This window comes from Pantoea dispersa, assembly GCF_019890955.1.
GTDB classification, from domain to species: Bacteria; Pseudomonadota; Gammaproteobacteria; order Enterobacterales; family Enterobacteriaceae; genus Pantoea; species Pantoea dispersa.
The window spans coordinates 15,905-40,542 of record NZ_CP082346.1; the positions used below are offsets into that span (position 1 = coordinate 15,905).

25 protein-coding genes are annotated in these 24,638 nt (G+C 58.8%); 9 read left to right on the top strand and 16 right to left on the bottom strand.

The genetic code is table 11. From position 1 onward, the window contains the following. The 5 genes from K7H94_RS00085 to K7H94_RS00105 are packed head-to-tail and all read right to left on the bottom strand — an operon-like array spanning nt 1 to nt 4,792. Nucleotides 1-501, bottom strand: a complete 501-nt coding sequence (locus tag K7H94_RS00085; protein WP_058775617.1) for a YbaK/EbsC family protein — start codon at nt 499-501, stop codon at nt 1-3. Nucleotides 502-527: 26 nt separating this feature from the next. Then, nucleotides 528-1,328, bottom strand: a complete 801-nt coding sequence (locus tag K7H94_RS00090; RefSeq protein WP_159377278.1) for a 2OG-Fe(II)-dependent halogenase WelO5 family protein — start codon at nt 1,326-1,328, stop codon at nt 528-530. Nucleotides 1,329-1,332: 4 nt separating this feature from the next. Continuing rightward, the gene (locus K7H94_RS00095; RefSeq protein ID WP_141496830.1) at nt 1,333-2,043 is read right to left on the bottom strand and encodes a class II glutamine amidotransferase; all 711 of its coding nucleotides are present in this window, start codon (nt 2,041-2,043) and stop codon (nt 1,333-1,335) included. Then, complete coding sequence (locus K7H94_RS00100) at nt 2,031-3,308, bottom strand: ATP-grasp domain-containing protein (protein ID WP_222951466.1); 1,278 nt, start codon at nt 3,306-3,308, stop codon at nt 2,031-2,033. Before K7H94_RS00100 ends, K7H94_RS00095 begins: the two co-directional genes overlap by 13 nt. Before the next feature lie 17 nt (nt 3,309-3,325). After that, nucleotides 3,326-4,792, bottom strand: a complete 1,467-nt coding sequence (locus tag K7H94_RS00105) for a hypothetical protein (protein ID WP_059010250.1) — start codon at nt 4,790-4,792, stop codon at nt 3,326-3,328. A 171-nt stretch (nt 4,793-4,963) separates the two neighbouring features. Between K7H94_RS00105 and K7H94_RS00110 the strand changes: the two genes are divergently transcribed. Further along, complete coding sequence (locus K7H94_RS00110; protein WP_058775612.1) at nt 4,964-6,409, top strand: aminotransferase-like domain-containing protein; 1,446 nt, start codon at nt 4,964-4,966, stop codon at nt 6,407-6,409. Here K7H94_RS00110 and K7H94_RS00115 read toward each other — a convergent pair. From K7H94_RS00115 to K7H94_RS00155, 9 genes are all read right to left on the bottom strand, one after another. Further along, nucleotides 6,406-7,653 (bottom strand): valine--pyruvate transaminase, encoded by a 1,248-nt coding sequence (locus tag K7H94_RS00115; RefSeq protein WP_222951467.1) that lies wholly within the window; start codon nt 7,651-7,653, stop codon nt 6,406-6,408. The two genes, K7H94_RS00110 and K7H94_RS00115, sit on opposite strands and share 4 nt — an antisense overlap. 80 nt (nt 7,654-7,733) lie before the next feature. Then, nucleotides 7,734-8,708, bottom strand: coding sequence for a glyoxylate/hydroxypyruvate reductase GhrB (ghrB, locus tag K7H94_RS00120; protein ID WP_222951468.1), 975 nt, complete (start codon nt 8,706-8,708; stop codon nt 7,734-7,736). 66 nt (nt 8,709-8,774) lie between these two features. Next, nucleotides 8,775-10,058, bottom strand: a complete 1,284-nt coding sequence (locus K7H94_RS00125) for an MFS transporter (protein WP_021506893.1) — start codon at nt 10,056-10,058, stop codon at nt 8,775-8,777. Between the two features lie 175 nt (nt 10,059-10,233). Continuing rightward, a complete protein-coding gene (locus tag K7H94_RS00130) occupies nt 10,234-11,181 on the bottom strand; it encodes a sugar kinase (RefSeq protein ID WP_058758183.1) in 948 nt (315 codons plus the stop codon). 10 nt (nt 11,182-11,191) lie between these two features. Continuing rightward, nucleotides 11,192-11,941, bottom strand: a complete 750-nt coding sequence (locus tag K7H94_RS00135; RefSeq protein ID WP_222951469.1) for a sugar phosphate isomerase/epimerase family protein — start codon at nt 11,939-11,941, stop codon at nt 11,192-11,194. A 158-nt stretch (nt 11,942-12,099) separates the two neighbouring features. After that, nucleotides 12,100-13,125, bottom strand: a complete 1,026-nt coding sequence (locus tag K7H94_RS00140) for a LacI family DNA-binding transcriptional regulator (RefSeq protein ID WP_058758181.1) — start codon at nt 13,123-13,125, stop codon at nt 12,100-12,102. Between the two features lie 58 nt (nt 13,126-13,183). After that, nucleotides 13,184-14,188: a LacI family DNA-binding transcriptional regulator gene (locus K7H94_RS00145; protein ID WP_104189516.1), complete on the bottom strand. Its 1,005-nt coding sequence runs from the start codon at nt 14,186-14,188 to the stop codon at nt 13,184-13,186. Between the two features lie 157 nt (nt 14,189-14,345). Further along, nucleotides 14,346-15,008: an OmpA family lipoprotein gene (locus tag K7H94_RS00150; RefSeq protein WP_021506888.1), complete on the bottom strand. Its 663-nt coding sequence runs from the start codon at nt 15,006-15,008 to the stop codon at nt 14,346-14,348. 109 nt (nt 15,009-15,117) lie between these two features. Next, the gene (locus K7H94_RS00155; protein WP_058758178.1) at nt 15,118-15,678 is read right to left on the bottom strand and encodes a DNA-3-methyladenine glycosylase I; all 561 of its coding nucleotides are present in this window, start codon (nt 15,676-15,678) and stop codon (nt 15,118-15,120) included. A 187-nt stretch (nt 15,679-15,865) separates the two neighbouring features. On the opposite strand from K7H94_RS00155, the gene K7H94_RS00160 reads away from it, so the two are divergent. The 6 genes from K7H94_RS00160 to K7H94_RS00185 all read left to right on the top strand — a co-directional run bounded on the left by K7H94_RS00160 (nt 15,866) and on the right by K7H94_RS00185 (nt 20,991). Continuing rightward, nucleotides 15,866-16,555 (top strand): autotransporter domain-containing protein, encoded by a 690-nt coding sequence (locus K7H94_RS00160; RefSeq protein ID WP_222951470.1) that lies wholly within the window; start codon nt 15,866-15,868, stop codon nt 16,553-16,555. A gap of 78 nt (nt 16,556-16,633) precedes the next feature. Continuing rightward, on the top strand, nt 16,634-17,311 hold the full coding sequence (locus tag K7H94_RS00165) for a hypothetical protein (RefSeq protein WP_215786900.1): 678 nt from the start codon (nt 16,634-16,636) through the stop codon (nt 17,309-17,311). A 101-nt stretch (nt 17,312-17,412) separates the two neighbouring features. Beyond that, on the top strand, nt 17,413-17,949 hold the full coding sequence (gene dnaT / locus K7H94_RS00170) for a primosomal protein DnaT (protein WP_021506884.1): 537 nt from the start codon (nt 17,413-17,415) through the stop codon (nt 17,947-17,949). After that, complete coding sequence (dnaC, locus tag K7H94_RS00175) at nt 17,949-18,689, top strand: replicative helicase loader DnaC (protein ID WP_021506883.1); 741 nt, start codon at nt 17,949-17,951, stop codon at nt 18,687-18,689. The genes dnaT and dnaC overlap by 1 nt, the downstream gene beginning before the upstream one ends. Before the next feature lie 99 nt (nt 18,690-18,788). Beyond that, nucleotides 18,789-19,919, top strand: a complete 1,131-nt coding sequence (locus K7H94_RS00180) for an ROK family protein (RefSeq protein WP_021506882.1) — start codon at nt 18,789-18,791, stop codon at nt 19,917-19,919. Between the two features lie 79 nt (nt 19,920-19,998). After that, the gene (locus K7H94_RS00185; protein ID WP_222951471.1) at nt 19,999-20,991 is read left to right on the top strand and encodes a LacI family DNA-binding transcriptional regulator; all 993 of its coding nucleotides are present in this window, start codon (nt 19,999-20,001) and stop codon (nt 20,989-20,991) included. 48 nt (nt 20,992-21,039) lie between these two features. Here the strand turns inward: K7H94_RS00185 and K7H94_RS00190 are convergent, their stop codons facing one another. Then, nucleotides 21,040-22,077, bottom strand: coding sequence for an acyltransferase family protein (locus K7H94_RS00190; protein WP_222951472.1), 1,038 nt, complete (start codon nt 22,075-22,077; stop codon nt 21,040-21,042). Between K7H94_RS00190 and K7H94_RS00195 the strand changes: the two genes are divergently transcribed. Continuing rightward, on the top strand, nt 21,967-22,296 hold the full coding sequence (locus tag K7H94_RS00195; protein WP_166712405.1) for a hypothetical protein: 330 nt from the start codon (nt 21,967-21,969) through the stop codon (nt 22,294-22,296). The two genes, K7H94_RS00190 and K7H94_RS00195, sit on opposite strands and share 111 nt — an antisense overlap. Nucleotides 22,297-22,322: 26 nt before the next feature. Here K7H94_RS00195 and K7H94_RS00200 read toward each other — a convergent pair whose 3' ends face one another. Further along, nucleotides 22,323-23,399, bottom strand: a complete 1,077-nt coding sequence (locus K7H94_RS00200) for an EpsG family protein (RefSeq protein WP_223815726.1) — start codon at nt 23,397-23,399, stop codon at nt 22,323-22,325. 490 nt (nt 23,400-23,889) lie between these two features. On the opposite strand from K7H94_RS00200, the gene K7H94_RS00205 reads away from it, so the two are divergent. Next, complete coding sequence (locus K7H94_RS00205) at nt 23,890-24,633, top strand: alpha/beta hydrolase (protein ID WP_338047620.1); 744 nt, start codon at nt 23,890-23,892, stop codon at nt 24,631-24,633. The last annotated feature ends 5 nt before the right edge of the window (nt 24,634-24,638 follow it).

A 24,638-nucleotide genomic window follows, 5' to 3' on the forward strand; every position in this document is an offset into this window, starting at 1 on the left:
TCAGGCGGTTGCCGTCACCGGTGTGGCGATCTCTGCACCGCAGTCATCGCCGATCAGTCGAAAATAATCATCCACATCCAAAGCTACCGAGCGGTCCAGCGCACCGGCGTTAAACCACAGCGTCCCGACATCACGCAGCCGCGCATCCACGCGCAGCGCCAGTCGGTCATCAAAACTAAACGGCGGCACCGCGCCCATCACACACTGCGTCAGCGCTTGTGCCTGCTCAGGGGTGGCAAACGTCGACTTCTTACCGCCAATGGCACGCGCGGCGTGTTTGAAGTTGATTTTGCAGTCGCCGGGTACGATCGCCAGCAGATAGCGCGGCGCGGCGCCGTCCGGCATGGTGACTTCCAGCACCATCGCTTTGGCTGCCTGCTGGAGATCGTTTCCGCGGATGGCGCTGATCACCTCGGTCTGGCCGATGGCCTCATGCTCCACCACGCGGTAGCGGGCCTGCTGCGCATCCAGCAGCGCAATCACTTTGTCATAGGTTGTCATACTGTCTTCCTCGTCTAAGGCCGGGATTAACTCCAGGCAATGGCGTGCTTCATTTTTTTGTCGGTCAGGCCAAAGAAAAAGCCCATGGTGATGCGCGTGTCGCCCTCAACGCGATCGATTTCATGATAAAACGCGGGATTAAACAGATAGATATCGCCACTGCGCGGCGCGAACTCACAGGTCTCGCTGCCGGCGATGACGCCGCTCTGGTAGCCCAGCTCGCCGGGCGTTTTAAAGCGCTCGTCTTCCGGCTGCCATTTCTTATTGAAGATGCGCAGCGCGCCGCCGGCGTTGCACTCCTGCAGGCACACGACGCAGCTCAGCTGATGCAGAATGTGCGTCACCGCCAGACCGCTGCCAGCGGCATCGCGCACGATGTTGTCGTTATGCAGCGGATTAGCGACGCCGTCAGCGTGGAAACGTACAATCGAGCCGGCGTAATCACCCAGTGCCGGTTCGGTGGCGGTTTGCAGACTCTCAAGGCGCAGCGCATGCTGCACCCAGTGGTAAATCTGCGCGCGCAGGGCGTGCAGCGAGGCCGGCAGCGCCGGCTGGATGTCGCGCAGTTCGGTGAAATAGTTTTCCGGCGCGGCGGTGTGCTTCGCCAGATACGGGCCGAGCGTGGTCAGCGCGCCATTTGGATAGTGAGAAACCCGTACCTGCTCGCGGCACTGCTGGAGATCAGCCACCACCGCGTTGCGCACCTCTGGCGTGAGGAAATTGCGCAGCACCAGCAGCGGCACGCGTGCGGTGACGATGTCATCCAGCCAGGTGCTTTCGACGAACATGTTGGGGTTAATGACGCGAATCTGATTGAAAATGGCCATGGGTTCACTCTCCAAATGGAATTTCATGAAGTTCATGGTTGCTCATACGGTGCCATGCTGACGCCGTGCCCAGTGTTGAAACAGGTTCAGAGGAGATAAAGGTGCTGTTGTTCTGCTGACAACGATGCAGGGTGAAATAGTCGGGGTAAGGCGTGTCATCAGGATGCCATTGCCACGCCCAGGCCTTCTCGCGGGTGACGAAAATGGCGTTTGCCGCGCTGCCACCCGGCGCCACCCGGGCCATTTTTTCGCGCAGATAGTCGCGGGTGAAATCGGTGGGCGTGACGCGGTCGACGATATATTCCAGATATTCAGCGGAATCAAAGCGCGACTGCGCCATGCCAAGCTGCGCATAGACGGTCGGCAAAAAGCCGTTGTGCATCATGTACCACTGGGTGGTGCCGCTGGTGCGCCGCAGCGGATGGGAGAACGCAATGCCCTGGTTTTTGCTGAGCGTGGCGTGACGCACGTGCACCGCCAGAAAGCGGCTGTGCTGTATGCGCGTGACGTCAATGCCTGGTAGTGCTTCGGCAAAGGTGCCGCTGCCATGCAGCGTACGGATCTGACCGTGCTCCAGCCACAGACAGCCCCAGCCGTTGGGATGTTGTTTAATCGGGCCATCGTGCGCGGCGGTTTCACCGCAGCTCATGGCGCGTGCGGCGTCCAGTACCGCAGCGGCGTCAAACTGGCCGTGTGCCAGAATCATTCTGCACATAGTAAATCTCTCCGTGAGGTCAAAGCGGGAACAGCAAGAAGGGCGTGAAACACCGCCAGAATTTCGTCGCGACTGGCGGCAGGCAGACGCAGCGTAGCGAGAATCCCGGCGTGGCGCGTCAGATCGGCGTACAGCGATGAGCGCGGCGAGACCTCCAGCGCCGGTAAGTTGAGCGGCGGTAACAGCTGGCCGCGCTGATGGTCGGCAATCCAGCGTTCGGCGGCGTCAAACTGCAGCCGCTGGCGCAACCGCAGCCGGCCGACAGCCTGTGACGGTGAAGCGAAGTGCAGTTCAGGCAGGCCGCGTCCGGCTTCAACCTGAAAGGCCACCTCGGCCCAGTTGATGCCGGTCACTTCTTCCACCAGATTCACCACGCCCATGCCGGACAGGCGAAAGCCCATTTCGAGAAAGTGCGGCTCGCCATTCACCATAATAAAGTCGATGTGGAAAGCGCCGCTCCGGTAGCCGAAGGTTTCACAGCAGAAACTCATCAGGCTGGTGAAGGCGGCGGGCAGCTGCTGCGCCGCCATCGCCACATGGCCGGATTCGTAAAAGCTGATACAGCCGTCGGCCTCGGTATGCTGCTCAATCACCTTCTGGCAGCAGGTCAGCGCCACCGCGTGTCCATTCTCCACCACGCCCTGCAGCGAATATTCGTCACCGGCCAGCCAGCTTTCGACGATAAAGCCGGTAAAGCCGCGTCCGCCATAGTTCATGGTGTCGAGCAGCCGGGCAATCACCGCATCCAGCTGGCTGGCCTCTTCCACCAGCCAGATGCCCAGCCCGCCGCCGCCGTCGACCGGTTTGATCACGCAGGGGTAGAGCAGCGCATCCCGCGCGTCGCCAATGCTTAGCGGTGAGGCAAAGAAGCGAAACTCCGGCTGTGGAAAACGCGGCCAGGCTTTGCGTAGCGCCATGCGCTGTGCATATTTATCCGGCGGGATAAAACCCGGACCGGCATCCGGGCCGGCCAGCAGTTCACGCACCCGGCCAGCGCTGGCGTTGTAAGCCTCAAAACCGGCCAGCACCACCTGTGGATGCTCCAGCAGACCGGCGTGCAGACAGGCATTGAGGACATCCCACGGATTTTCCGGGCGATCGAGACGCACAATCAGATCGAACGGCAGGGCGATGCTGAGCGATTGATAGTCGACAAAATCCCCCATTTCGGCCAGTACAGTAAAATAGCCTTCGCGTTTTGCCACCGCGCAGTAGGGATTTTGCCCGTCACGCGTGGCGCCAATCTGCAGAAAAATCTTTCTCATCGCGTCGCCTTACCGGGTTAACGCCCGGAAATCACTTCAGTAACGATGTCCTGTAACGCACCGTTGTTAACCTGAATCACCGCTTTGTGCGGGTCGAAACGCAACACGCGCGACAGCGCATCGCCGCGTGCGCCGTCCAGCAGCGAACTCACCGCCGCGCTGCGCCAGCAGTGCCGCATCTGCGCCACGCTGAGGCCAGACAGCTGCGTGAGCTGCTGCGCCAGCGCCACATCCTCGCTCTCTCCGCTCAGCAAGGCGCGCACCGCGGCTTCCTCCGGCGCGGCCGGCAGCTGCAGCAGCCAGGCTTTCAGCTGCTGGCCGGCGGCGATAAACGGTGAATAGATCATGCATACCAGCTGGGTTTCACTGAGGCCGAAAGCATCGAGTGCGAACTGAGCGGCGCGCTGGCGTGCGCGGGCAATCGCGGCATCATCCTGATAGCGCGCGGCCATCTCATCAATCAGCTGCGGCGGAAAGTCCTTCTGCACCATCAGGCCGAGCGCAAAGCGCACATATTCGCGAATGCCTTCGGCGTAGCTGCGCTGCAACAGCGTCTCCGCACGCAGACCGCGAATATGTGCCATTAACGTCGGGTTGCCGCAGTCCGATTCGGAAAAGCTGAACATCAGCTCGTCGAAGCGGAAATGCATGAATTCGGTCAGCAGCGCCCAGTGCGCGCCAGCCTCATAAGCGGTGTCCTGATAGATGTTGAAGAACAGCGGGTCGCGCGCCAGCTGCCAGGTAATGCGATGTGCCGGCGTGACCTGGTCAGCGCCGTAAATGTCGGCGAAGTAGCGCGCCGCCACGCCGTCTAGCGTGTGCAGAAAGCCGCTGAAGCCGCGCGACTTATCGGCCATCGGCGCATCAAACAGTTTTGACAGGTGGCGCGCCCACGCAAGGTAAGCGGTCTGCTCCTGCGGCGAATCGCCGGTGATGATCACATCGACGCCGCCATCGTAGTGCGCCGCCAGGCCAAACGAATTCACCATGCTCAGGTTGCAGGCGTTGCAGAAGGTGGAGCGCGCGTCGGCACGGAAGCGGTGACCATTCATCAGCACATCGTCGCGGTTCTGCTGGCGCACGCTCTGCGGCATCGGCAAATGGCGATCGAAGGGACGAATCTGTAGTCCGTCGGTCACCAGGCACTCGGTGAACGCGTCGTCATGGATACGCAGCGCGCGATAGACGCGGTCGATGTTTTCCATCACGCTGTCATTCATGGCGGCATGGCGGTTAGTGCTGATGCGCAGCTGAAACGTGCTGTTGCGCTGTTGCCAGATTAACCCCTGAATGTAACGTACGTAGGCCACCATATAGCTGCTGTCTTTGCCGCCGCCATAGGCCAGCAGCACGCGGTTACGTTCGGGATGGTCGGGATCGGGCAGGGCGGCGAGCAGTCGCTGAGCACAGTGCTGGGCGGAATCGAGAATCGCGGGCGTCAGGTATTCTTCAATTTCACTCATCATCGCGGACAGATTATTCATTTTTCACTTCATCCTTTGGCTAATAAAATCGCCGCTGCCGTGCGGGCGACAACGGGCTGGAAAACGGGCCACGAAGGTGCTGCGTGAAGCTGAATTAACAGATGCAGCCTAAAGTACTTTGAATGTAATCTGATGAATACGCACAGATCAGCACGATATGGGGTGGAACAGATGGCGGGTGAAACGCAGGAACAGGAGAGTCAGAGCAGTCGTTACCGTCAGATCGCTGAGCAGATAAAACAGGCCATTCACAGCGGATCGCTGCCGCCCGACAGCCGTTTGCCGTCGGTGCGCACGCTGGCGACGCAGTATCGCGTCAGCATGACCACTGCGCTGAAAACATTACGCACGCTGGAGGATGAGCACTACGCGGTGGCACGGCCGAAGTCTGGCTTTTTTGTCGCACCGCGTCCCACAGAGAAAAAAGTGCCGGCGGTATTCAGCGAGCAGCCGCGCGAAGTGGCGCCGCTGGATGAGCAAACCGAACTGCACCTGGCGATGCTGGGATCGGACTGCCGCGTGCGGCTCGATCTGGCCAACGGCGACATCTCGCTCTATCCGGTGAAAAAAATTGGCCTGCTGATGCGGCAGATGGGTTACAGCAAACCGGCGCTGCTCGGTAATACGGTGAAAGGCACCGGCTATGCGCCGCTCAAGGCGGAAATTGCCCGGCGCGCGGTGGATTATGGCTGCAATATCAGCGCCGATGACATCCTGGTCACTAACGGCTGCATTGAAGCGATTTCGCTGGCGCTGCGCGCCACCACGCGGCCGGGCGATATCGTGGCGGTGGAGTCGCCGTGCTACTTCGTGCTGCTACAGATGTTGCACAACCTCAACCTGCGCGTCATTGAAGTGGAAGCCGGGCCGGAGGGTTACGTTAACGTCGCGAAACTCACCGGGCTGTTCCGGCGTAAAGCGGTGCAGGCCTATCTCACCATCAACAACATCAATAATCCGCTGGGCAAAAGCATTCCCAACGAGCATAAGGCGTATATTGCGCGCCAGGCCGATGAGAATGATGTGGTGATCATTGAGGACGATATCTTTGGCGATACGGCTTTCGGCGAGCGCCGGCCGTTTCCGATGCGCGCCTTCAGCCCCAATGCCATCCTGTGCAGCGGCTTTTCCAAAACCGTGGCGCCCGGCATCCGTATTGGCTGGGTGCACAGCACCAAGTACATGCGCAAAATCGCCTCGCTGAAGTACACCACCAGCATGGGCACGTCGGTGCTGTCGCAGGCGGCGATTGCCGAACTGCTGCGCAGCGGCGGTTACGATGCGCACCTGCGCAAGCTGCGGCGCGAGCTGAAAAATCAGATCCACCATATGCGCCAGGCGGTGCTGCGCTACTTCCCGGCGGGCACGCGTGTGTCAGATCCAGAGGGCGGTTACGTGCTGTGGGTGGAGATGCCGCAACAGGCGCTGAACGTGCGCGCGCTGTTTCTCAAGGCGCGCAACGCGGGCATCGGCATCGCGCCCGGGCACATCTTCGCCACCGATCACCGCTACGATCACTGCTTCCGGCTCAACGCCGGTTTTGGCTGGAACGCCGAAGTCGAACAGGCGATTCAGCAGCTGGCGCAGTGGTGCCAGCTGTCGTTAAGCGCGGATTAAGCGTTCCAGGCGTTATCCAGCTCTTCCGCCAGAATCTGTACCGCACGCTCAATCTTGTCGCTGTCCGGTACGTAATTCATGCGCATGCACTGATGGGTGTGCGGCCAGGCCTGTTCCAGCCCCGGGAAGAAGAAGTGGCCCGGCACCATCAGCACGCCGCGCGCTTTCAGGCGCTGATACAGCGCTTCGGTGCTGATCGGCAGGTCGCGGAACCACAGCCACAGGAAGATAGCACCTTCCGGTTTGTGGATCAGGCAGCGATCTTCGCTGATATAGCGGCGAATAATCGCGATAGTTTCGCTAACCTTGGCCTGATAGAACGGTTTAATCACTTCCTGCGACAGGCGCAGCAGATCGCCACGCACAATCATCTCGGTAGCAATCGCCGGACCGATGCTGCCTGGCGCCAGGCTGATAATGCCGTTCATGTTACCAATGGCACTGATTGTGCTCTCATCGGCAATGATAATCCCGCAACGTGCGCCCGGCAGGCCCAGCTTCGACAGGCTCATGCACAGAATGGTGTTGGGGTTCCACAGCGGACGTGCCTCACTGAAGATGATGCCGGGGAACGGCACGCCGTAGGCGTTATCGATCAGCAGCGGGACGCCGTGCTGCTGTGCCAGCGCATCCAGCTGCAGCAGTTCGTGGTCGGTGATGACGTTGCCGGTTGGATTGGTCGGACGTGACACGCAAATCAGGCCAGTCTCACCATTCAGCGGCAGATGGTCGAAATCGACGTGGTATTTGAACTGGCCTTCCGGCAGCAGTTCAATGTTGGGTTTGGCGGAGATGAACAGATCCTCCTCCAGCCCGGCATCGGCATAGCCGAGGTATTCCGGCGCCAGCGGGAACAGCACGCGCTTTTTGCTGCCGTCGGCGCGGCGGCCGGCGAACAGATTAAACAGGTAAAAGAACGCGCTCTGGCTGCCGTTGGTGAGCGCGATATTTTGTGGCGTCACCGGCCAGCCGAGCTCCTCGCGCAGCAGCGTAGCCAGCGCCTCCAGCAGCAGCGCTTTGCCGCGCGGGCCGTCGTAGTTGCACAGCGCTTCGTTCAGCTTGCCGTCCTGATGCATCTGCAACAGCAACTGACTGAAATAATCATTGATGGCCGGAATCTGCGCCGGATTACCGCCGCCCAGCATGATCGTGCCAGGCGTGCGCAGCCCTTCGCCCATATCTTCCATCAGACGAGAGATGCCGGAATGTTGCGTAAATTTGTCGCCGAACTGAGAAAAAGCCATAGGAGGTAAAAACATTGTTATCAGGGGGAAGACCACCATAGCGCCCGCAACCGGCAGGCGCAATGGCTAAAGCCGTGCGATCAAGCCTGGACCTGCGGGTTAACGCAGTTTTTCTCCACTTTACCGTTGAGCGCGGCGATCAGGTTGTCGACCGCATCGCGCGCCATGCCGTAGCGCGTTTCATGCGTGGCGGAGCCGATGTGCGGCAGTGCGACCACGTTCGGCAGCGTGAGGATTTCCGCATCGGCCGGCACCGGCTCGACTTCAAACACATCCAGTCCGGCGGCGTGAATAGTGCCGTCTTTCAGTGCGGCGGTCAGCGCCTGCTCATCGACCACCGGACCGCGTCCGGCGTTGATCAGAATCGCGCTCGGCTTCATCAGTTTCAGCTGTTCCGCACCGATCATATGGTGCGTCTGCTCGGTCAGCGGCAGGCTGATGCAGACAAAATCGCTCTCTTTCAACAGCGTTTCCAGATCGCAGGCGCGCGCGCCAAAGCGGGTTTCCGCCTCTTCATGCTGGCGGCGGGCGTTGTACAGAATGTTCATACCAAAGCCAAAGTGGGCGCGCTGCGCCAGTGCCAGACCAATGCGGCCCATGCCGAGAATGCCCAGCGTCTTGTGGTGTACGTCGATACCGAAGTGCTCAGCATCGATACTCTTTTTCCACTCACCGGCTTTGACCCATTTATCCAGCTCGGTGACGCGACGCGCGGTGCTCAGCACCAGCGCCATCATGGTATCGGCCACGGTTTCGGTCAGTACGGTGGGCGTGTGCATCAGCAGAACGTTGCGCTGGTTGAGCGCATCAACGTCAAAGTTGTCATAGCCGACGGAGACGGTAGAACAGGCACGCAGCGCCGGCATGCTGGCCAGCAGCTCATCATTCACTTTGCCGCCGGAGCCGAGCAGACCCTGCGCTGCGGCGAACTGCGCCGCATGCTGTTTCACCGTCTCCGGCGAGACATCTTTCACTTCCGTGACGCTGAAGTGCTGGTCCAGCTTGGCACGCAGGTCATCGGGCAGGCTCTTGTACAGAATCACAGCAGGTTTCATTATTTGCTCCCTGTAGAACGTGTGACGGGCGACCTGAGTCGCCCGGAAAAGTCATCGCTTACGCTTTCAGGCGTGCTTCGCCCCGTGAATCGGCGGCGGCGTTTTGTTGGCCGCCGGTTTAACAATCAGCGTCAGCCACACCGACGCCAGTAGCGCAGCACCCATAAAGACATAGGAGGCGGCAGGACTGCCGGTCGCCCCATTAAGATAGCCTACGATCCATGAACCGATGAAGGAACCCAGTGCGCCCATACTGTTAATCAGCGCCATGGCACCGCCGGAAACATTGCGCGGCAGCATCTCCGGAATGATGGCGAAGAACGGTCCATAGGGGGCGTACATGGCCCCGCCGGCAATCACCAGCAGCGCATACGACAGCCAGAAGTTACTGGAACCCACCATCCACGAGCCGAGGAACGCCAGTGCGCCAATCAGCAGCAGCGGCCAGACAAACAGCTTACGGTTTTGCGTCTTGTCCGACGCCCACGACACCACCAGCATGGCGATGGTCGCCACCAGATAGGGTACCGCCGACAGCCAGCCCGCTTCTACCATGCCCATCTGCGTGCCGTTACGCAGAATCGACGGCAGCCACAGCACGAAACCGTACACGCCGATGCTCCAGGCAAAATATTGCAGGCACAGCAGGATAACGTTGCGGTTGCGGAAGGCTTCGCTGTAGTTGCGCACCGCTTTAATGTTCTCCTGCTCCTTCTGCAGCTGTGCCTGCAGCGCCGCTTTCTCTTCGTCGCTCATCCATTTGGCCTGGGCCGGTTTATCCTGCACCATAAACCACCAGGCAATTGCCCAGATCACCGCCGGGAAGCCCTCGATGATGAACATCTCGCGCCAGCCAAAGGAGTTAATCAGGTAGCCGGACACCACCGACATCCACAGCACCGTCACCGGGTTGCCGAGGATCAGGAAGGTATTCGCGCGGGAGCGCTCGGATTTGGTAAACCAGTTGCTGATGTAGATCAGCATCGCCGGCATCACCGCCGCCTCCACCACGCCGAGGACAAAGCGGATGGCGGCCAGCATCGGAATATTGCTGACGATACCGGTCAGCGAGGCGCAGCCGCCCCACAGAATCAGACACCAGAAAATCAGTTTTTTTACGCTGCGGCGCTCGGCATAGACCGCGCCGGGGATCTGAAAGAAGAAGTAGCCAAGGAAGAACAGGGCACCGAGCAGCGATGACATGCCTTTGGTGATACCGAGATCCTCATTTATCCCTGCGGCAGAAGCGAAGCTAAAGTTCGCCCGGTCCAGATACGCCAGACTGTAGGTGATAAACACGATGGGCATGATATACCACCAGCGTTTTGGCGCGATTGTCTGCGATTTCATGGGTGACTCCTCTGGTTGAGGCGGGCGCATTCTGTGGATGCGTCTCGAAATTAGGGTGTAGAGACAGTTTTAGCGTACTGGCACGGCATCGTAGCGGCGCGATTCATCGCGCGTTGTTGACGTTGCGTCCTGCATGTGCGCAATAAATTGCGCCGCTACGGGTCCGTGCGTTTGTTTAATAATCGCCGAGCGCTGCGCGCGTCGGCAGACCTTCGCTGTCGCCGGCAACCTGAATCGCCAGCGAACCAATTTTGTTACCGCGCAGAATCGCCTGCGGCAGCGATTTCCCTTCCAGCAGCGCGCTGATCAGCCCGACTGCAAAGCCATCGCCCGCGCCGACGGTATCCACCACATTCTCCACGTGGATCGGCGCAATCTGGCCCTGCTCGCCCGCGGCGGTTTTATACCAGGCACCGTCGCTGCCGGTTTTGATCACCACCGCCCGCACGCCTTTATCGAGGTAGAAATCCGCGATCGCTTCAGGCTGACGGTAGCCGGTCAGAATCAGCCCCTCTTTTTCACCTGGCAGCACCCAGTCGGCGTATTCTGCCAGCAAATTCAGCTGCTTACGCATCTCTTCTTCACTGCGCCACAGCACCGGACGCAGATTAGGATCAAAGGAGATGGTTTTGCCGCGGGCGCGCATCTCTTTTGCCGCGTGTTTAGCCAGTGCCAGCGAGCTATCGGAAAGCGCGGCGGCCACGCCGCTCAGATGCAGATGGCGCGCGCTGCCGAAATAGCTTTCGTCGAAATCATCCGGTGACAGGTGGCTGGCGGCGGAGCCTTTACGGAAATACTCCACTTCCGGATCGGAGCCGTCGTCCACGCGCGCTTTGAGCTGAAAACCGGTGCGATAGCGGTTATCAATGGTCACGCAGCGGTGGTCGACATGCTCTTTCGCCAGCTGCTGTAGGGTAAAACGGCCGAAGCTGTCGTCGCCGACGCGGCTGACCCAGCCAACCTGCAAACCGAGGCGCGCCAGACCAATCGCCACATTAAGTTCGGCACCGGCAATGCGCTTCGTGAACTGATCGGCTGCGGCGAGATCGCCGGTTTGCCCGGCGATAAACATCGCCATCGCTTCACCAATGGTGACGACATCCAGCTGAGAGGTGTGTGTCATGCTCAACTCCTTACACCGCGCGCAGCAGATCGACGTAGTGGCGGGTCACCGCCAGTAAATCTGCGCCGGCTAATGGGAACTCAATACCGCGCGGTGCATCGGCCGGCAGCGCCTGCAGCAGCGTGCGCCAGCTGTCGTCGGCGTCATCCAGCGCAATGGCGCGGAAGCTGTCACCGTGCGGCACCGCCGCCTTAACATGAATGTAGCTCACGTAGCGACTGAGCTGCGCTGCTGCCTGCAGGACGTCTTCGCCGGTCCAGTGCCAGTTACCCATGTCGAAAGTCATATCCAGCGGCAGCGCGGCATCGCAGGCGTGATGGAAGAAGTGCAGCATCGGTGTCAGCTTACTGTCCGGCGTCTGATCGTTTTCGATGACCAGCGTGACGCGCGAGCCGGCCAGCACCTCGACCAGCTGGCGATTGGCCAGCGAGACATAGTGACCCAGTGCCAGCTTGAGGCGCTGAGCGCCCAGCAGCTCAGCTTCCTGCAGGAACTGCGCCAGACGCGGATTGAGCGCACCATCCGCCTGCCACAGCGCTTCCGGCACTGAATAGCTGACGCTGAGCTGATGCTGACGCAGCGCGTCGCTAAGCGTATGCAGCTGGCACAATTCGTCGTCGCTGAACAGCTCGCGGCGGATCTCGACGCCATCGGCACCGGCCGCTTTAATCAGCGGCAGCAGCGCTGCCTGGCCGCCCAGTTCTGCCACCTTGTGCGCGCCGTAGGCGGCCGTGACCACAATAATTTCCGCTTTCGACATCTTTCCTCCAGCCTGTCTCGCTGTACTGCCCGCCGCACCGTTATGCGCCGGACAGCACGTTAATGTGCTGTAAAAAGCTTAATGGAACCGGTTCCAAAGGAAAGTGGCAGAGTGCGGAATTATGATCCTGCTCACGAAGTGAGCCATGAAAAGTGGGATTAGCGCAGCGGCTGGCTGGAGCCGCGCACAATCAGTTCGCCGGAGAAAACCTGCTCGCGAATCGGCTGTTCGCTGCCTTCGATACGCGCGATCACCTGCTCCAGCGCGGCATAGCCGATCTGCCAGGTGGGCTGCTTCAGCGTGGTGATGCCGACGCCGGCCAGCGCTGCCCACTCCAGTTCGTCGAAGCCCAGCAGGCCAATGCTCTCGCCCCAGCGCAGCGTCAGGCGCTGTAACGCCCGCGCCACCTGTAACGTCAGCGCACCGTTGGCCGCCATCACCGCGCAGCGTTTGCCCGGATGGCGCTGATGAAACGCCTGCAGCACCTGTTCCAGCTGTGCCGGCTGATGCAACACCACTTCGGCATTCTCTGCCACCACCTGTGGCGCGCCGCTGATGGTATCAAAGAAGGCGGCGAGACGTTCGCGGCGGGTATTGACGCTGCCGAGCGGTTCACTGAGAAACAGCAGCGCTTCATAGCCGTTATCCAGCAGATGCCGGGTGGCGATGCGGGCGGCCTCCGGGTTGTTGAGCCCGACCACGTCGCAGGCGAAGTCGGGAATTTTGCGGTCAATCAGCACCATTGGCAGCATCGACTGCTGCAGACGGTTGAGCACCTCTTCGTGCATCCCGACCGCATTCACCACAATGCCTTCCACCTGATAGCTGCTGAGCAGCTGCAGGTAGTGCTGTTCGAGGTCAACTTCGTTGTTGGTGTTACACATCAGCAGCGTGAAGCCGCGCGCGCGGCAGGCGGCTTCAATGCCGCTCAGCACATCCACCGAGTAGGGATTGGTGATATCGGCAATGATCAGGCCTATCAGCCGGGTGCGGCCGCGTTTGAGTCCGCGCGCCATCTGGCTGGGGCGGTAGTTAAGGTCGGCAATCGCCTGTTCGATACGGGCTTTCAGATCCGGCGAAAGCAGATGAACTTCGCCATTCAGATAGCGGGAAACGCTGGTTTTACCGGTTTTTGCCGTGCGGGCAACGTCACTGATTGTGGCTCGTGGCGGCCTGGTTTTCATCACATACACCTGATTAATTGCATCAGGCGAAGACTATCACAGCGCGGCACCCGCGCAATCACTGTGCGTCAGAAGTGAGGCGCAGCATTGGCTGCCACAGCGTCTGTAACTGCGCGGGCGGCGCGCCTTCCAGCAGCTGCAGCACCATTTCGGCGACGCGTTCGCCAATCCGCTGCTGTGATGATTGCAGAATCGCGTTGACCGGTTGCGTGATAATGGAGTCGTGCGGCAAACCATCGTACACGTACAGGGGAATTGCCTGCGCGCCGCTCAGACGCCCGGCCTGCTGCAGGGCAATCGCTGCGCCTTCGCCGAGCGGGCTGCAGTCGGTAATGATGGCGTCAGGCTGGATAACGTGCGCCAGCCAGGCACGGGTTTGCTGATAGCCCGCGCGGCGCGAGGGCGGCAGCGCGGCCATCCAGCCAGCCTGCTGCGCGCAGGGCGTGGCGGGCAGCGCGTCGATAAACCCCTGCCGGCGGTCAAGAATGTAGGTGCTGGGCTCGTTACCGCCGAGATAAGCGATGCGCGTATAGCCCTGCTGCTGGCAGTGCTGCGCCGCCAGTAGCGTTCCGGCATGGTTATCATAATCAAACCAGGCGTAAGGCTGCGGCAGCTGACTGCGCCCCAGCGTAAGAAAGCGAAAACCCTTCTGCTGCAGGCGCTGCAGTCGCACATCCTGCGGCGTGGTATGGGTGACAATCAGCGCGTCCAGCACACCGCTGCGCAGCATACGCAGCAAATTGCGCTGCTGATCCTGCGGTTTGTCAGGGAGCAACAACAGATCGATCTCGTGCAGGGCGAGACGCTGATCGAGCGTCAACAGCATTTCACTGTAGTAGCTGTCGTTGAGTGAGGCATTGCTGACCGGAAACACCAGCCCGACCGCATTGGCACGGCCGGTCTTCAGGCGGCGCGCGGCGGCATTCGGGCGATAACCGCGCCGGTCGGCTTCCTCTTCGATGCGTTTGCGGGTAGCAGCGGCGACATCATCAAACCCATTCAGCGCGCGGCTCACGGTGGTCACAGAGAGGCCAAGGGCGGAGGCGATAGCTTTGAGTGACATGATGGCTTTCCACTGATCAAATTTTGATCACGCTAGCATAAAGTCATCGCTGGCTCTATCGTCCGGCGACGTTTACGCGTTATCTGCTGCTTTGCGCGTCAATAAGCGCGTAAAAGCGCGTCAAAAGCCGGCCTGCAGCGGCAGACCGGCCTGTGCCTTAGCCCAGCGGACTCAGGGTGATTTCGACGCGACGGTTTTGGGCTTTACCGGCTTCGGTGCTGTTGCTGGCGACCGGGTTATCCGGGCCCATGCCCTGGGTGCGCAGGCGGTTCTGCGCCACGCCCTGCACGATCAGCGCGCTGGCAACGCTTTCTGCTCGCTGCTGCGACAGGCGCATGTTCAGCGCGCGCGTGCCGGTGCTATCGGTAAAGCCGACCACGTTGACGGCGGTTTTCGGATACTCTTTCAGCACCATCGCCACGCCGGTCAGCGTATTCGCGCCGGCCGGTTTCAGGTTGGCGCTGCTCGAGTCAAAGGTCACGTTGTTCGGCATGTTCAGCACGATATTATCGCCCTGACGCGTTACGCTGACGCCGGTGCCGCGCATCTTGTCGCGCAGTTTGGCTTCCTGCACGTCCATGTAATAGCCGACGCCGCCGCCCAGTGCCGCACCGGACGCTGCGCCAATCAGCGCACCTTTACCGCGATCTTTCTTCGACGAAGAGAGCACGCCCACGCCAGCGCCCAGCACCGCGCCCAGACCCGCGCCGATGCCCGATTTACCGGCCTGCGATTCGCCGGTATAAGGATTGGTGGTACAACCCGACAGCGCCACGCTGCCGCTCATTAACAAGGCCAGCGCCAGTACACGCTTTTTCATGAAAAAGTCCCTCATACGGAAACGGGGAAAACGCCCCAAAACGGCACTATTATGCCGTTCAATGATGGGGAAATTCGTGAGGCGCAGTCTTAATTTGTAAACTTTTGCCTTAAAGATTATCGGGATGGCAGAAACAGCTGGTTTGATGATCGTTTATCAGCCCGCAGGCCTGTAAAAAAGAGTGGCAGGTTGTAGGCCCGACGAATTTAAAACCACGCTTCTTAAGCGCTTTAGACAGCGCAATGGCCGGTTCGGAGGTGGTGGGCGCCAGTTTGTAATCCGCGTAACGGTGCAAAATCGGCTTGTTATCGACAAATGACCAGATAAAGCGGGAAAAGTCTTCGCCGGTGGCCTCCAGTGCCAGCAGCGCTTTGGCATTATTGATGATGGCTTCCAGCTTGCCGCGATGGCGGATCAAACCGCTGTTCTGCAGCAGGCGCAGCAGATCGGCCTCATCCATCAGCGCCACCGCCTGCGGATCAAAATCATGAAACGCCTGGCGGTAGTTCTCGCGCTTTTTCAGCACGGTGATCCATGACAGACCAGCCTGTTGCCCCTCCAGACACAGCATCTCAAATAAGGCGCGCTTATCGGTCTGCGGCACGCCCCATTCCGTGTCGTGGTACGCCAGATAAAGCGCATCCTGTGTTACCCAGCCACATCGCTGCATTGCATCACTCCCTAAGCATGAGGAAAAAGCGGTCAGTCGCTTGACGTTTGAAAGAATCGATTAATAGTTAATCAATGGGTGCCGATAATAACGTCATGGACGTTCGCGCTGCAACCGTGTGAACGCTTCAGGATCATCATCAATTTCAAGGCCAACCCGATCCCTTCCGGCTCGTCAGGAGTCTTTCATGTGGCAGAACAGTCAGCGGACCGGCCTGCGTCTCCTTGCGCTGGCCTTTAGCGGTGGGTGGCTACTGGTGGCGGCCCTGCCGGCGCACGCCTGGGATCAGGCCAGCGAGAGCCGCGCGCCGGATTACAATGCGATACTTGCCGAAAAAATTTCCAGTAATCATTTGATGTTGACAGAAAACCGCGACAGCGATCTGCTTGATGCCGCGCTCAATCCGCCCGGCGGCGGCATGGCGCTGCACAGCGAAACGGCCAGCGTCGGCAACTCGCCGCTGGTGAACCGCTACTCGGCAGGCTGGAATCTGCCGATGAATGACCGCCTGCGCACCGGTCCGGTGGCGCAGTTTGCCGTCGATGATTCCACCCTGAGCTGCGCCGCCTGCGCGCCGGTCGATCGTAATAACGCCGAACACATCGCTTCACTGGGCTGGCGCGTGGATTCCAGTTTTGGCTGGATATCGCCGTGGGCACAGGTGAGTTACAGCCATCAGCTCAGCTTCGACGGCACGGCCGTGCCGCGCGATCGGCCGGAAGAGATGAACCGGGAAACGAACTGGATGGATGTCAGCGTCGGTGCCCGTCTGCCGCTCGGCCAGAACATGGCGGCGTTCGCCTCCTTCGCCCAGACCGGCGCGGTCAGCAGCGGCGAACAGTTTATTTACAACCTCGGCGTCAGCGCCAGCTTCTGAAGCGGCATGAAATGAGAAGTAGTGCCAGCCAGCGGAAATATAATAAGCGCGCTAATTATTTTCTGATTTGGTATCACAATGCGCGAAAACATTATTCTTATTAGCCGCGAACTGGCGGCCTTTATCATCAGTGGATTGGTGCTGGTCTTCTGTATGGCGATGGTCTACATCGACGTCAATTGGATGAACGATGCACTGCACGAAACCTCTTTCACCGAAGCGACACAGGAGCTGATGCTGGCGGCCATTGCCGCACTGTTCTTCCTCGCCGCCTGGCAGCGACCGCAGCAGCGCAGCGCGCTGATTCTGGTCGGTGGCTTCTTCAGCTGCATGCTGATTCGTGAAATGGATTTTCTGTTCGACGTGGTGCAGCACGGCGCATGGCTGTGGTTTGCGCTGGCAACGACCGCGGCCTCGCTGGCGATGGCGCTGCGTCAGCCGCGGCAAATCCTGCCGGGCCTGGCGGCACTGCTGCAGCATCGCAGCTGGCAAATGATGGCCGCCGGGCTGCTGGCGGTGCTGGTGTTCTCGCGGCTGTTTGGCATGCATGAGCTGTGGCAGCAACTGATGCTGGATGGCTATAACCGCGTGGTGAAGAACATGGCGGAAGAGGGCAGCGAGCTGTTTGGCTACAGCCTGTGTCTGGTGGCATCGCTGCGCTATCTGTGGCAAACCCGCCCGGCGCTGGCAACGGCCCGCGCCAGCCGTCGCGTGGTCAGCATTGAGGCGGCTGAACCGCACTTCGCCTCGCGCTAAATCCGCGCGGTTTTATGGCGATCCCCGGTGCTAAAACAGGTACACTGACCGCTTAGCACCGGGTCGCCGGTGCACCGGGTGAGTCAACGTCAGGTTTCTTCATGTCAGTCAAAATCTTATCTTCAACGCTGGTGGGGCTGGACGGCTTTTGCCACGATCCCCTCACCACGCTGCAGCAGGCCGATAACGGCACGCTGGCGGTGCTGCACAACAATGTTCCGGCGTTTTACGCGATCACGCCGCAGCGCCTCGCGCACCTGCTGGCGCTGGAAGCGGCGGCGCAGCAGCCGAATGATGTCACGCTGGACGACAGCCTTTTTCACAGCGACGCCGCGCCGATCGCCGTGCCGGTGGGTAAGTTTGCCATGTATCCGGGCTGGCAGCCGGACAGCGACTTCCAGCGCCAGGCGGCGATCTGGGGCGTGGCGCTGAGCGAGCCGGTGACCGCCGCAGAGCTGGCGGCTTTTGTCGCCTACTGGCAGGCGGAAGGCCGGCTGTTTCACCATGTACAGTGGCAGCAGAAACTGGCGCGCAGCGTGCAGATGAACCGCGCCGCCAACGGCGGTCAGCCTAAGCGCGATATCACCCAGATCAGCAATACTGATTATGATATTCCCGATGGATTCCGAGGTGAGTAATGAAAACGCCGAACGATCTTTTCAGTCGCCTGAAAAAAATCATGCCCGCAGATGTGCAGCCAAAGTTTAAAAACGGCGCCGAGCTGCTGGCGTGGAATCAGGAGCAGGGCCGGCTGCGCTCAGAAGCGATTGTGCGCGAAAACCGCGCCATGAAGATGCAGCGCATCATGGGCCGCTCCGGCATCCGTGAGTTGCACATGAACTGCTCGTTCGACAACTACCGCGTCGAAAATGACGGCCAGCGCAAGGCGCTCAGTCTGGCGCGTGAATACGCCGCCGGCTTTGAGAACAGCATCGCCAGCTTTGTCTTCTCCGGCCGTCCTGGCACCGGTAAAAACCATCTGGCGGCGGCGATTGGTAACGATCTGATTCTGCGCGGTAAAAGCGTGCTGATTGTCACGGTGGCCGACCTGATGTCGAGCATGAAAGGCACCTTCAGCGGCGGCAGCGACCTGACCGAAGAGCGGCTGCTGCAGGATCTCAGCCATGTCGATCTGCTGGTGATCGATGAGATCGGCATGCAGAGCGAATCGCGCTACGAGAAAGTGATCATCAACCAGATTGTCGATCGCCGTTCGTCGTCAAAGCGGCCGACCGGCATGCTCTCCAACCTCGATCCGGCCGGCATGAATACGCTGCTTGGCGAACGGGTGATGGATCGCATGCGCCTCGGTAATAGCCTGTGGGTGCGTTTTGACTGGGAAAGTTACCGCAGCCGCGTGCGCGGCGACGAGTACTGATACGCGGCAGAAGCGGTAAAAACCCGGTTTTACCGGCGATTAACTGCCGGTGCGGGCTGCTAAACTTACACCTATTACTCTTTGTCAGGTGAGGGTGCGATGAAAGCAGCCGGGAAAGGACCAGCGGTACTTCGACTGAACAACCTCAAGCGGGTGATGACGCAGCTGCGTACCACCCGCATCACTTCCCGCCAGGACCTGGCGCTGGCGCTCGACCTGAGCAAAAACACCGTTTCCCTGATTATCGATGACCTGCTGGCGCAGGGGCTGATTCACGAGCTTGGCCCGGTCAGCGTGGCGGCGGCCGGCCGGCCCAAAATTGAGATCGAACTGCGCGCGGGTCAGCTGAAAAGCGCGGGCATCATGGTCGAGCGTCAGGCGATTCACTGGCGCGTGTGCGACTACTTTTCGCGCGTGGTGGCCGAGCAAACCTGGCGCACCGAAACGGCCGATGCCGACGGGCTGCTGCACGAGCTGACGGAAGTGTGTCAGACGCTGCGCGCGGCTCATCCGGCGCTGCTGGGCGTGGCCATCGGTTTTCCCGGCATCATTGATTCTCAGCGCGGGCGGGTGCACTTTTCTGCGCCGCTCGGCTGGCAGGATGTCGATGTGCTGACGCCGCTGCGGCGCGGCGTTGAGCTGCCGCTGCGCATCATGAATAACGTCAAAGCGGCCGCGCTGCTGGCAGTGCAGCAGCTGGAGCTCAATAAAGCGCAGAGCCATTTCTATCTGCGCATCGCCGACGGCGTGGGCGGCGCGCTGGTGGAGCGCGGCGAGGTGTTCAGCGGCAGCAGCTGGACCGCCGGTGAGATAGGCCATCTGAGCGTGCAGCCCAACGGCGCGCGCTGCAGCTGCGGGCGACAGGGTTGTCTGGAGACGCTGGTCAGCCTGCCGGCGATCCAGCAGCAGCTGGCCCGGCGCAAGCCCGGCTTACGCTGGCAGTCCGGCGACAGCGAGCCGGAGATCGTGTATGAGCTGATGGCGCAGACCGGCCGCTATCTCGGCCATGCGCTGAGCCAGGTGATGCAACTGGTCAATCCGGCCAGCATCATCATTGACGGCCCGTGGAATGCGCAACCGGCGTTTGTGCAGGCAGTACAGCAGGCGGCACAGGCCGGCACGCTGGCGTTTACCTTTGCCCATACCGCGCTGCACTTTCTGCCGCAGCGCATTGATCCGGCCAACGGTCTGGCGCTGGCGGTGATTGAGCACTATGAACGAGCGGTATGACCGGCGGAGCAGCGTTTCTTTTTTGACTCGCCAGCGGGCATAATACGTTGATTGACAGGCTCTCTTTGCGGACCGCGCAATGAAAACGCAGCGCATCACTCTGGACGATATTGCGACTCTCGCAGGGGTCACCAAGATGACGGTGAGCCGCTATCTGCGCACGCCGGAAAAGGTCAGGGCGGAAACGGCGGCGAAAATCGCCAGCGTCATGGCCGAAATCGGCTACGTCGCCGAACAGGAAAACACCGCGGCGTCGCGGCACCCACCGCCGCGCATCGGCGTACTCATCCCCTCATTCAATAATCAGATCTTTGCCGATCTGCTGGCCGGTATCGAATCGGTCACCAGCGCCCACGGCTATCAGACGCTGGTGGTCAACTACGACTACAATCCGCAGCGCGAAGAGGAGCAGATTGCCACGGTACTGGCTTTTAACGTGCAGGGATTGATCCTGACCGAGTCGGTGCACACCGTGCGCGCGGAAAAGTATCTTAACGCGGCCACCATTCCGGTCGCCGAATTGATGGGACTGAGCGAGACGCGCGGGCGCATCAACGTCGGCTTTGATAATTACCGTGCCGGCTACGACATGACCGCGATGCTGCTGGCCAGCGGCAAACAGCGGGTGATTTATTTTGGCTCGATGTCCGATCGCCGTGACCAGCAGCGCTACGCCGGCTATTGCGATGCCGTGGCGGCGGCCGGATTGCCGGCCGGACGCATCGTTCCGAACAAAGTCTCTTCGGTGTCGATTGGCACCGGCATGATGACGCTGGCGCGCCAGCTCTATCCGCAGATGGATGCCATTCTCTGTACCAACGATGATCTGGCGGTCGGCGTGCTGCAGGAGTGTCAGGCTGCTGGGATTGCAGTGCCGCAGGCGCTGGCAATTGCCGGATTCCACGGACTGGAGATTGGTCAGGCGACAACGCCGCGGCTGGCCAGTGTGATTACACCGCGCTTCGAGATGGGCAAAGTGGCAACGGAAATTGTGCTGAAGAAGATTAACCAGCAGCCCACCATTGAACAGGTGGATTTGCATTATCAGCTGTCGATGGGCGCCACCATTTGAGCGGTGGCGCTTTGGTGCAGGCGCGACGTGCGCCTGCATGATTAATACTTAGTCGCGTGCAGCGGTGGGCGGCACAATCGACGGCTGAGCGTGATGGGTGCGCTTCAGGAAACGGCTCTCCAGCAAATTCCACGAGGTGTAAGCCAGCGCCAGCGTCATCACAATCGTCAGCCCCAGGCCAGCAAACGCGTTGGCATCGAACACACCGAAATGCTGTAGCACCTGAATAATCGGCCAGTGATAGAGGTACATGCCGTAAGAGAGATCGCCGTACTGGCTGATTTTTATCTCTTTACACAGGCTGGTGCTGAACAGAATCACTACCGCCGAAAACGCCACCGGCTCAACGATAAACGCGTAATCCGTGCTCTTGAACAGCAGGAACACCACCAGCGACACAATGGTGATCTCTTTCAGGCGGTCAAAGGTTGGCTGATGCACCGCCAGCAGGCTGCCAAAGAAGAAGTAGGACGACAGCGCAATAAACTGCTTGGCCAGCGTATCGGCTTTCGGCCCGCTGTACAGCGCGGTGAAGTAGAAGTACCAGGCGCAGGAGATAATAAAAATCACGCTCCACACTTTCAGCGGGCTTCGTTTCAGCAACGGCACGATAAAGGGCAGCAACACGTAGAGCGTCAGCTCGGCTTTGATGGTCCACAGTGAACCATCCAGCGGCTGATTGGGGTTGTTGGTAAACACGCCCGGCAGCGACGGCTGAATAAAGTTAAGAAACGAGAAGTTGGCGACCAGATATTTAAGGGTTTCTTTATTTTTCAGGAAATCCATCAGCGGCAGGGTGGTAAGACACATGCCAATCACAAAACACATGATGATGGTGAAAATATAAGCCGGCAATATACGTTGCGCGCGCTTAATAAAATAGGACGTCAGCGATTTACTTCTTAAGTAACTTTTTGCAATAAGAAAACCACTTATTGCGAAAAATCCTTTGACGGCAAAATCACTATTGAGAAAATGCGCCAGGAAACGGATATCGGCGTTTCTCGTCACCTCAGCGGAATGCACCAGCATTACGATAAAGGCGAGGGAAAGTCGTACGATGTCAAAATTGTTTTTTTCGTTCATGTCAGCATTCTTTCATTGAGTGACGACGTGCCAGGAAAAGCCATGAAAGACTTTGCATGGTTGCTTCGGAATATTCTTATCACAGGTGTTCTGCGTGAGCAGATGCAATCTATTAGAATTTTAATCCACATAAAAAGCAAGCAATGTTCAGGACCAGTAAAATATTCGGATTTTCCCTGGATGACGATGAGAAAGGGCTTATTAATGAAAAAACGCTAACCAGTTGGCTAGCGTTATTTCTGGACCTAACGGAACAGCTGGAAGGTGCGTGACACCTCATAGCCGACAATCGACTGCTTGCTCGATACGGTGTTGTAGTAGAGATAGTACAGCACCATCAGAATGGTGACAGCCACGGCAAGTACCTTCTTCAGCTTTCTGGTTTCCCAGATACACAGCGAAATAAGCACCGGCTCAACCTGCAGCAAATAGTTCGCCAGACGACCACCAGAAGCGTAATCCTGTAGCGCCATCCTCAGGCCACTGCCGATGGCAAAAGTGATCACCAGAATGTAATAGGTATTAAACTTTTCCGGGTCGAAATTTTTAATTTTATCGCTCAGCAACATGTAGCTGAAGATAAAGACGAAGCCGATATTCTTCAGGTTCGACAGGGTCAGAATACCCTGTTCCTGGCGAGAATCGGCATCGGCATAGCCCATGGCCCTGTCGCCCAGCGCACCGAGGTGGCTGGAGAGCGCGGCGATCAGCGCTGAACTGCCGAGAAACGCCAGCGGCAGGCTGGCGACCACGATAGCAATCGGGATGTATTTGTTTTTACGCACAATCATCGCCAGCGGAATCAGCAGCGCGACAATCGCGGTGGCGTGGCTGATAAACGACAGGATGAAGGTGGTGATCATGCCAGACTTGCTGCGCCGCGACATGTGCCAGACGAAGCCCATTAAAAACGCCGAACATAAACCGAAGCGAATCTGGTTCATGTCTTTGTTGATAAACAGGTGCGCAGAGTAGACGGCGAGGGCCACCAGCGGCAGCGGTGTCAGCTTACGGAAGTAGTGCGCGTTGACACCAACAGCGATGACCGCGAAGACAAAGATGAAAATGTCCGGATTAGCGGTAAAGATGCGTGTCGCACCGGCAATGGCGTAAATGGCTGGTTCATAACGGAATTCCACGACCGCACGCCAGAATCCTTCGATAATAATTTTATCGATAAACTGGGCATAGAAGTCGCGATACTGGAAGTCATCAAGGCCGGTTCCCAGGCCACGAATACCGCCAAAAGTAAAAAGTACTACAACGGCAACAAAATAAAGCCACGTCCTGATTTGCGCTGTGTTTTCATTTTTACTTAACATGATTTCGACAATAGCGACGAAAGTCAGGCTAAGACTTATGATCCAGTAAATTCCCATGGTCACAGATTCTTATAGTTTAAAATTCACTTATAACATACGGCCTTGTTAACGTAAACATGAGAAAAGTCTAATTTTTCCTGGTCCGATATTATATTGAATAGGTTTTGCCATATTTATTTGCTACCGTTTCCACAGACATTTTTCGATGAGTATGTTTTTTTCATTATCTCGCGGGGAGCCGGAGCGTCACTGAGCGATTTTATCCGTTCAGTTTGACTTTTGTTACTGTTTTTATTCAGGATTTGGAGCCAGTGCGATGAGAGGGTTGCGGATATTTAGTCTGTTTTTTTTACTGTATCTTCCGGCCGCGTTTGCCAATAAGGAAATTCCGATCTGGCCAAATGAAGTGTCAGCAAATAATAAATTTATTAATTTTAGTAAAAACCCGGCCATTAATAACCGGGCTGTTACCCACGTCGATGCGCCACAAATGATTTATGTTCCGGCAACAGGAAAAAATAATCATGCGGCGGTGCTAATCATTCCCGGTGGGGGTTTTTCTTATATTATGAAAGATCTCGAAGGGCTGGATGTGGCCAACGTGCTCAGCAAGCAGGGCTACGCTTCATTTGTGTTAATTTATCGTCTGCCACACGACGGTTCAGCGCAGTATCGCCAGCAGGCTTTTGCCGATACCCAGCGAGCGCTGCGGCTGATTCGGGCCAATGCGCAGCAGTACCAGGTGGCGCCTGACCGCATTGGCGTGATGGGCTTTTCCGCCGGCGCCTTTCTCGCCGCCAATCTGAGCAACACTCCCGATGAAGCTAACTATCAGGCCGTCGATGCGCAGGATAAGGTGTCGGCGCGCCCGGATTTCAGCGCGCTTATCTATCCGGTGCTGTCGCTGAAACAGGGCGTGACCCACCCAGGCACGCGCGCGGCGCTGTACGGAAAAGATCTCACTGCCCAACAAATGGCGCAGCTTTCGCAGGAAGATCGCGTCAGCGCACACACGCCGCCGACTTTTCTGGTGCAGGCGCTGAACGATGGCACCGCCTCACCGCAAAACGCGCTGGACATGTTCAGCGCACTGCGGCAGAACAAGGTCAATGTGGAGCTGCATCTGTTCCAGCAGGGCGGTCACGGCTTTGGCACCGGGCAGAAGCAACATCTGCCGGTGCAAAACTGGCTCACCCTGTTCCATGCCTGGCAAAGCAGCCTGATGAAGCAGTAAGCGGG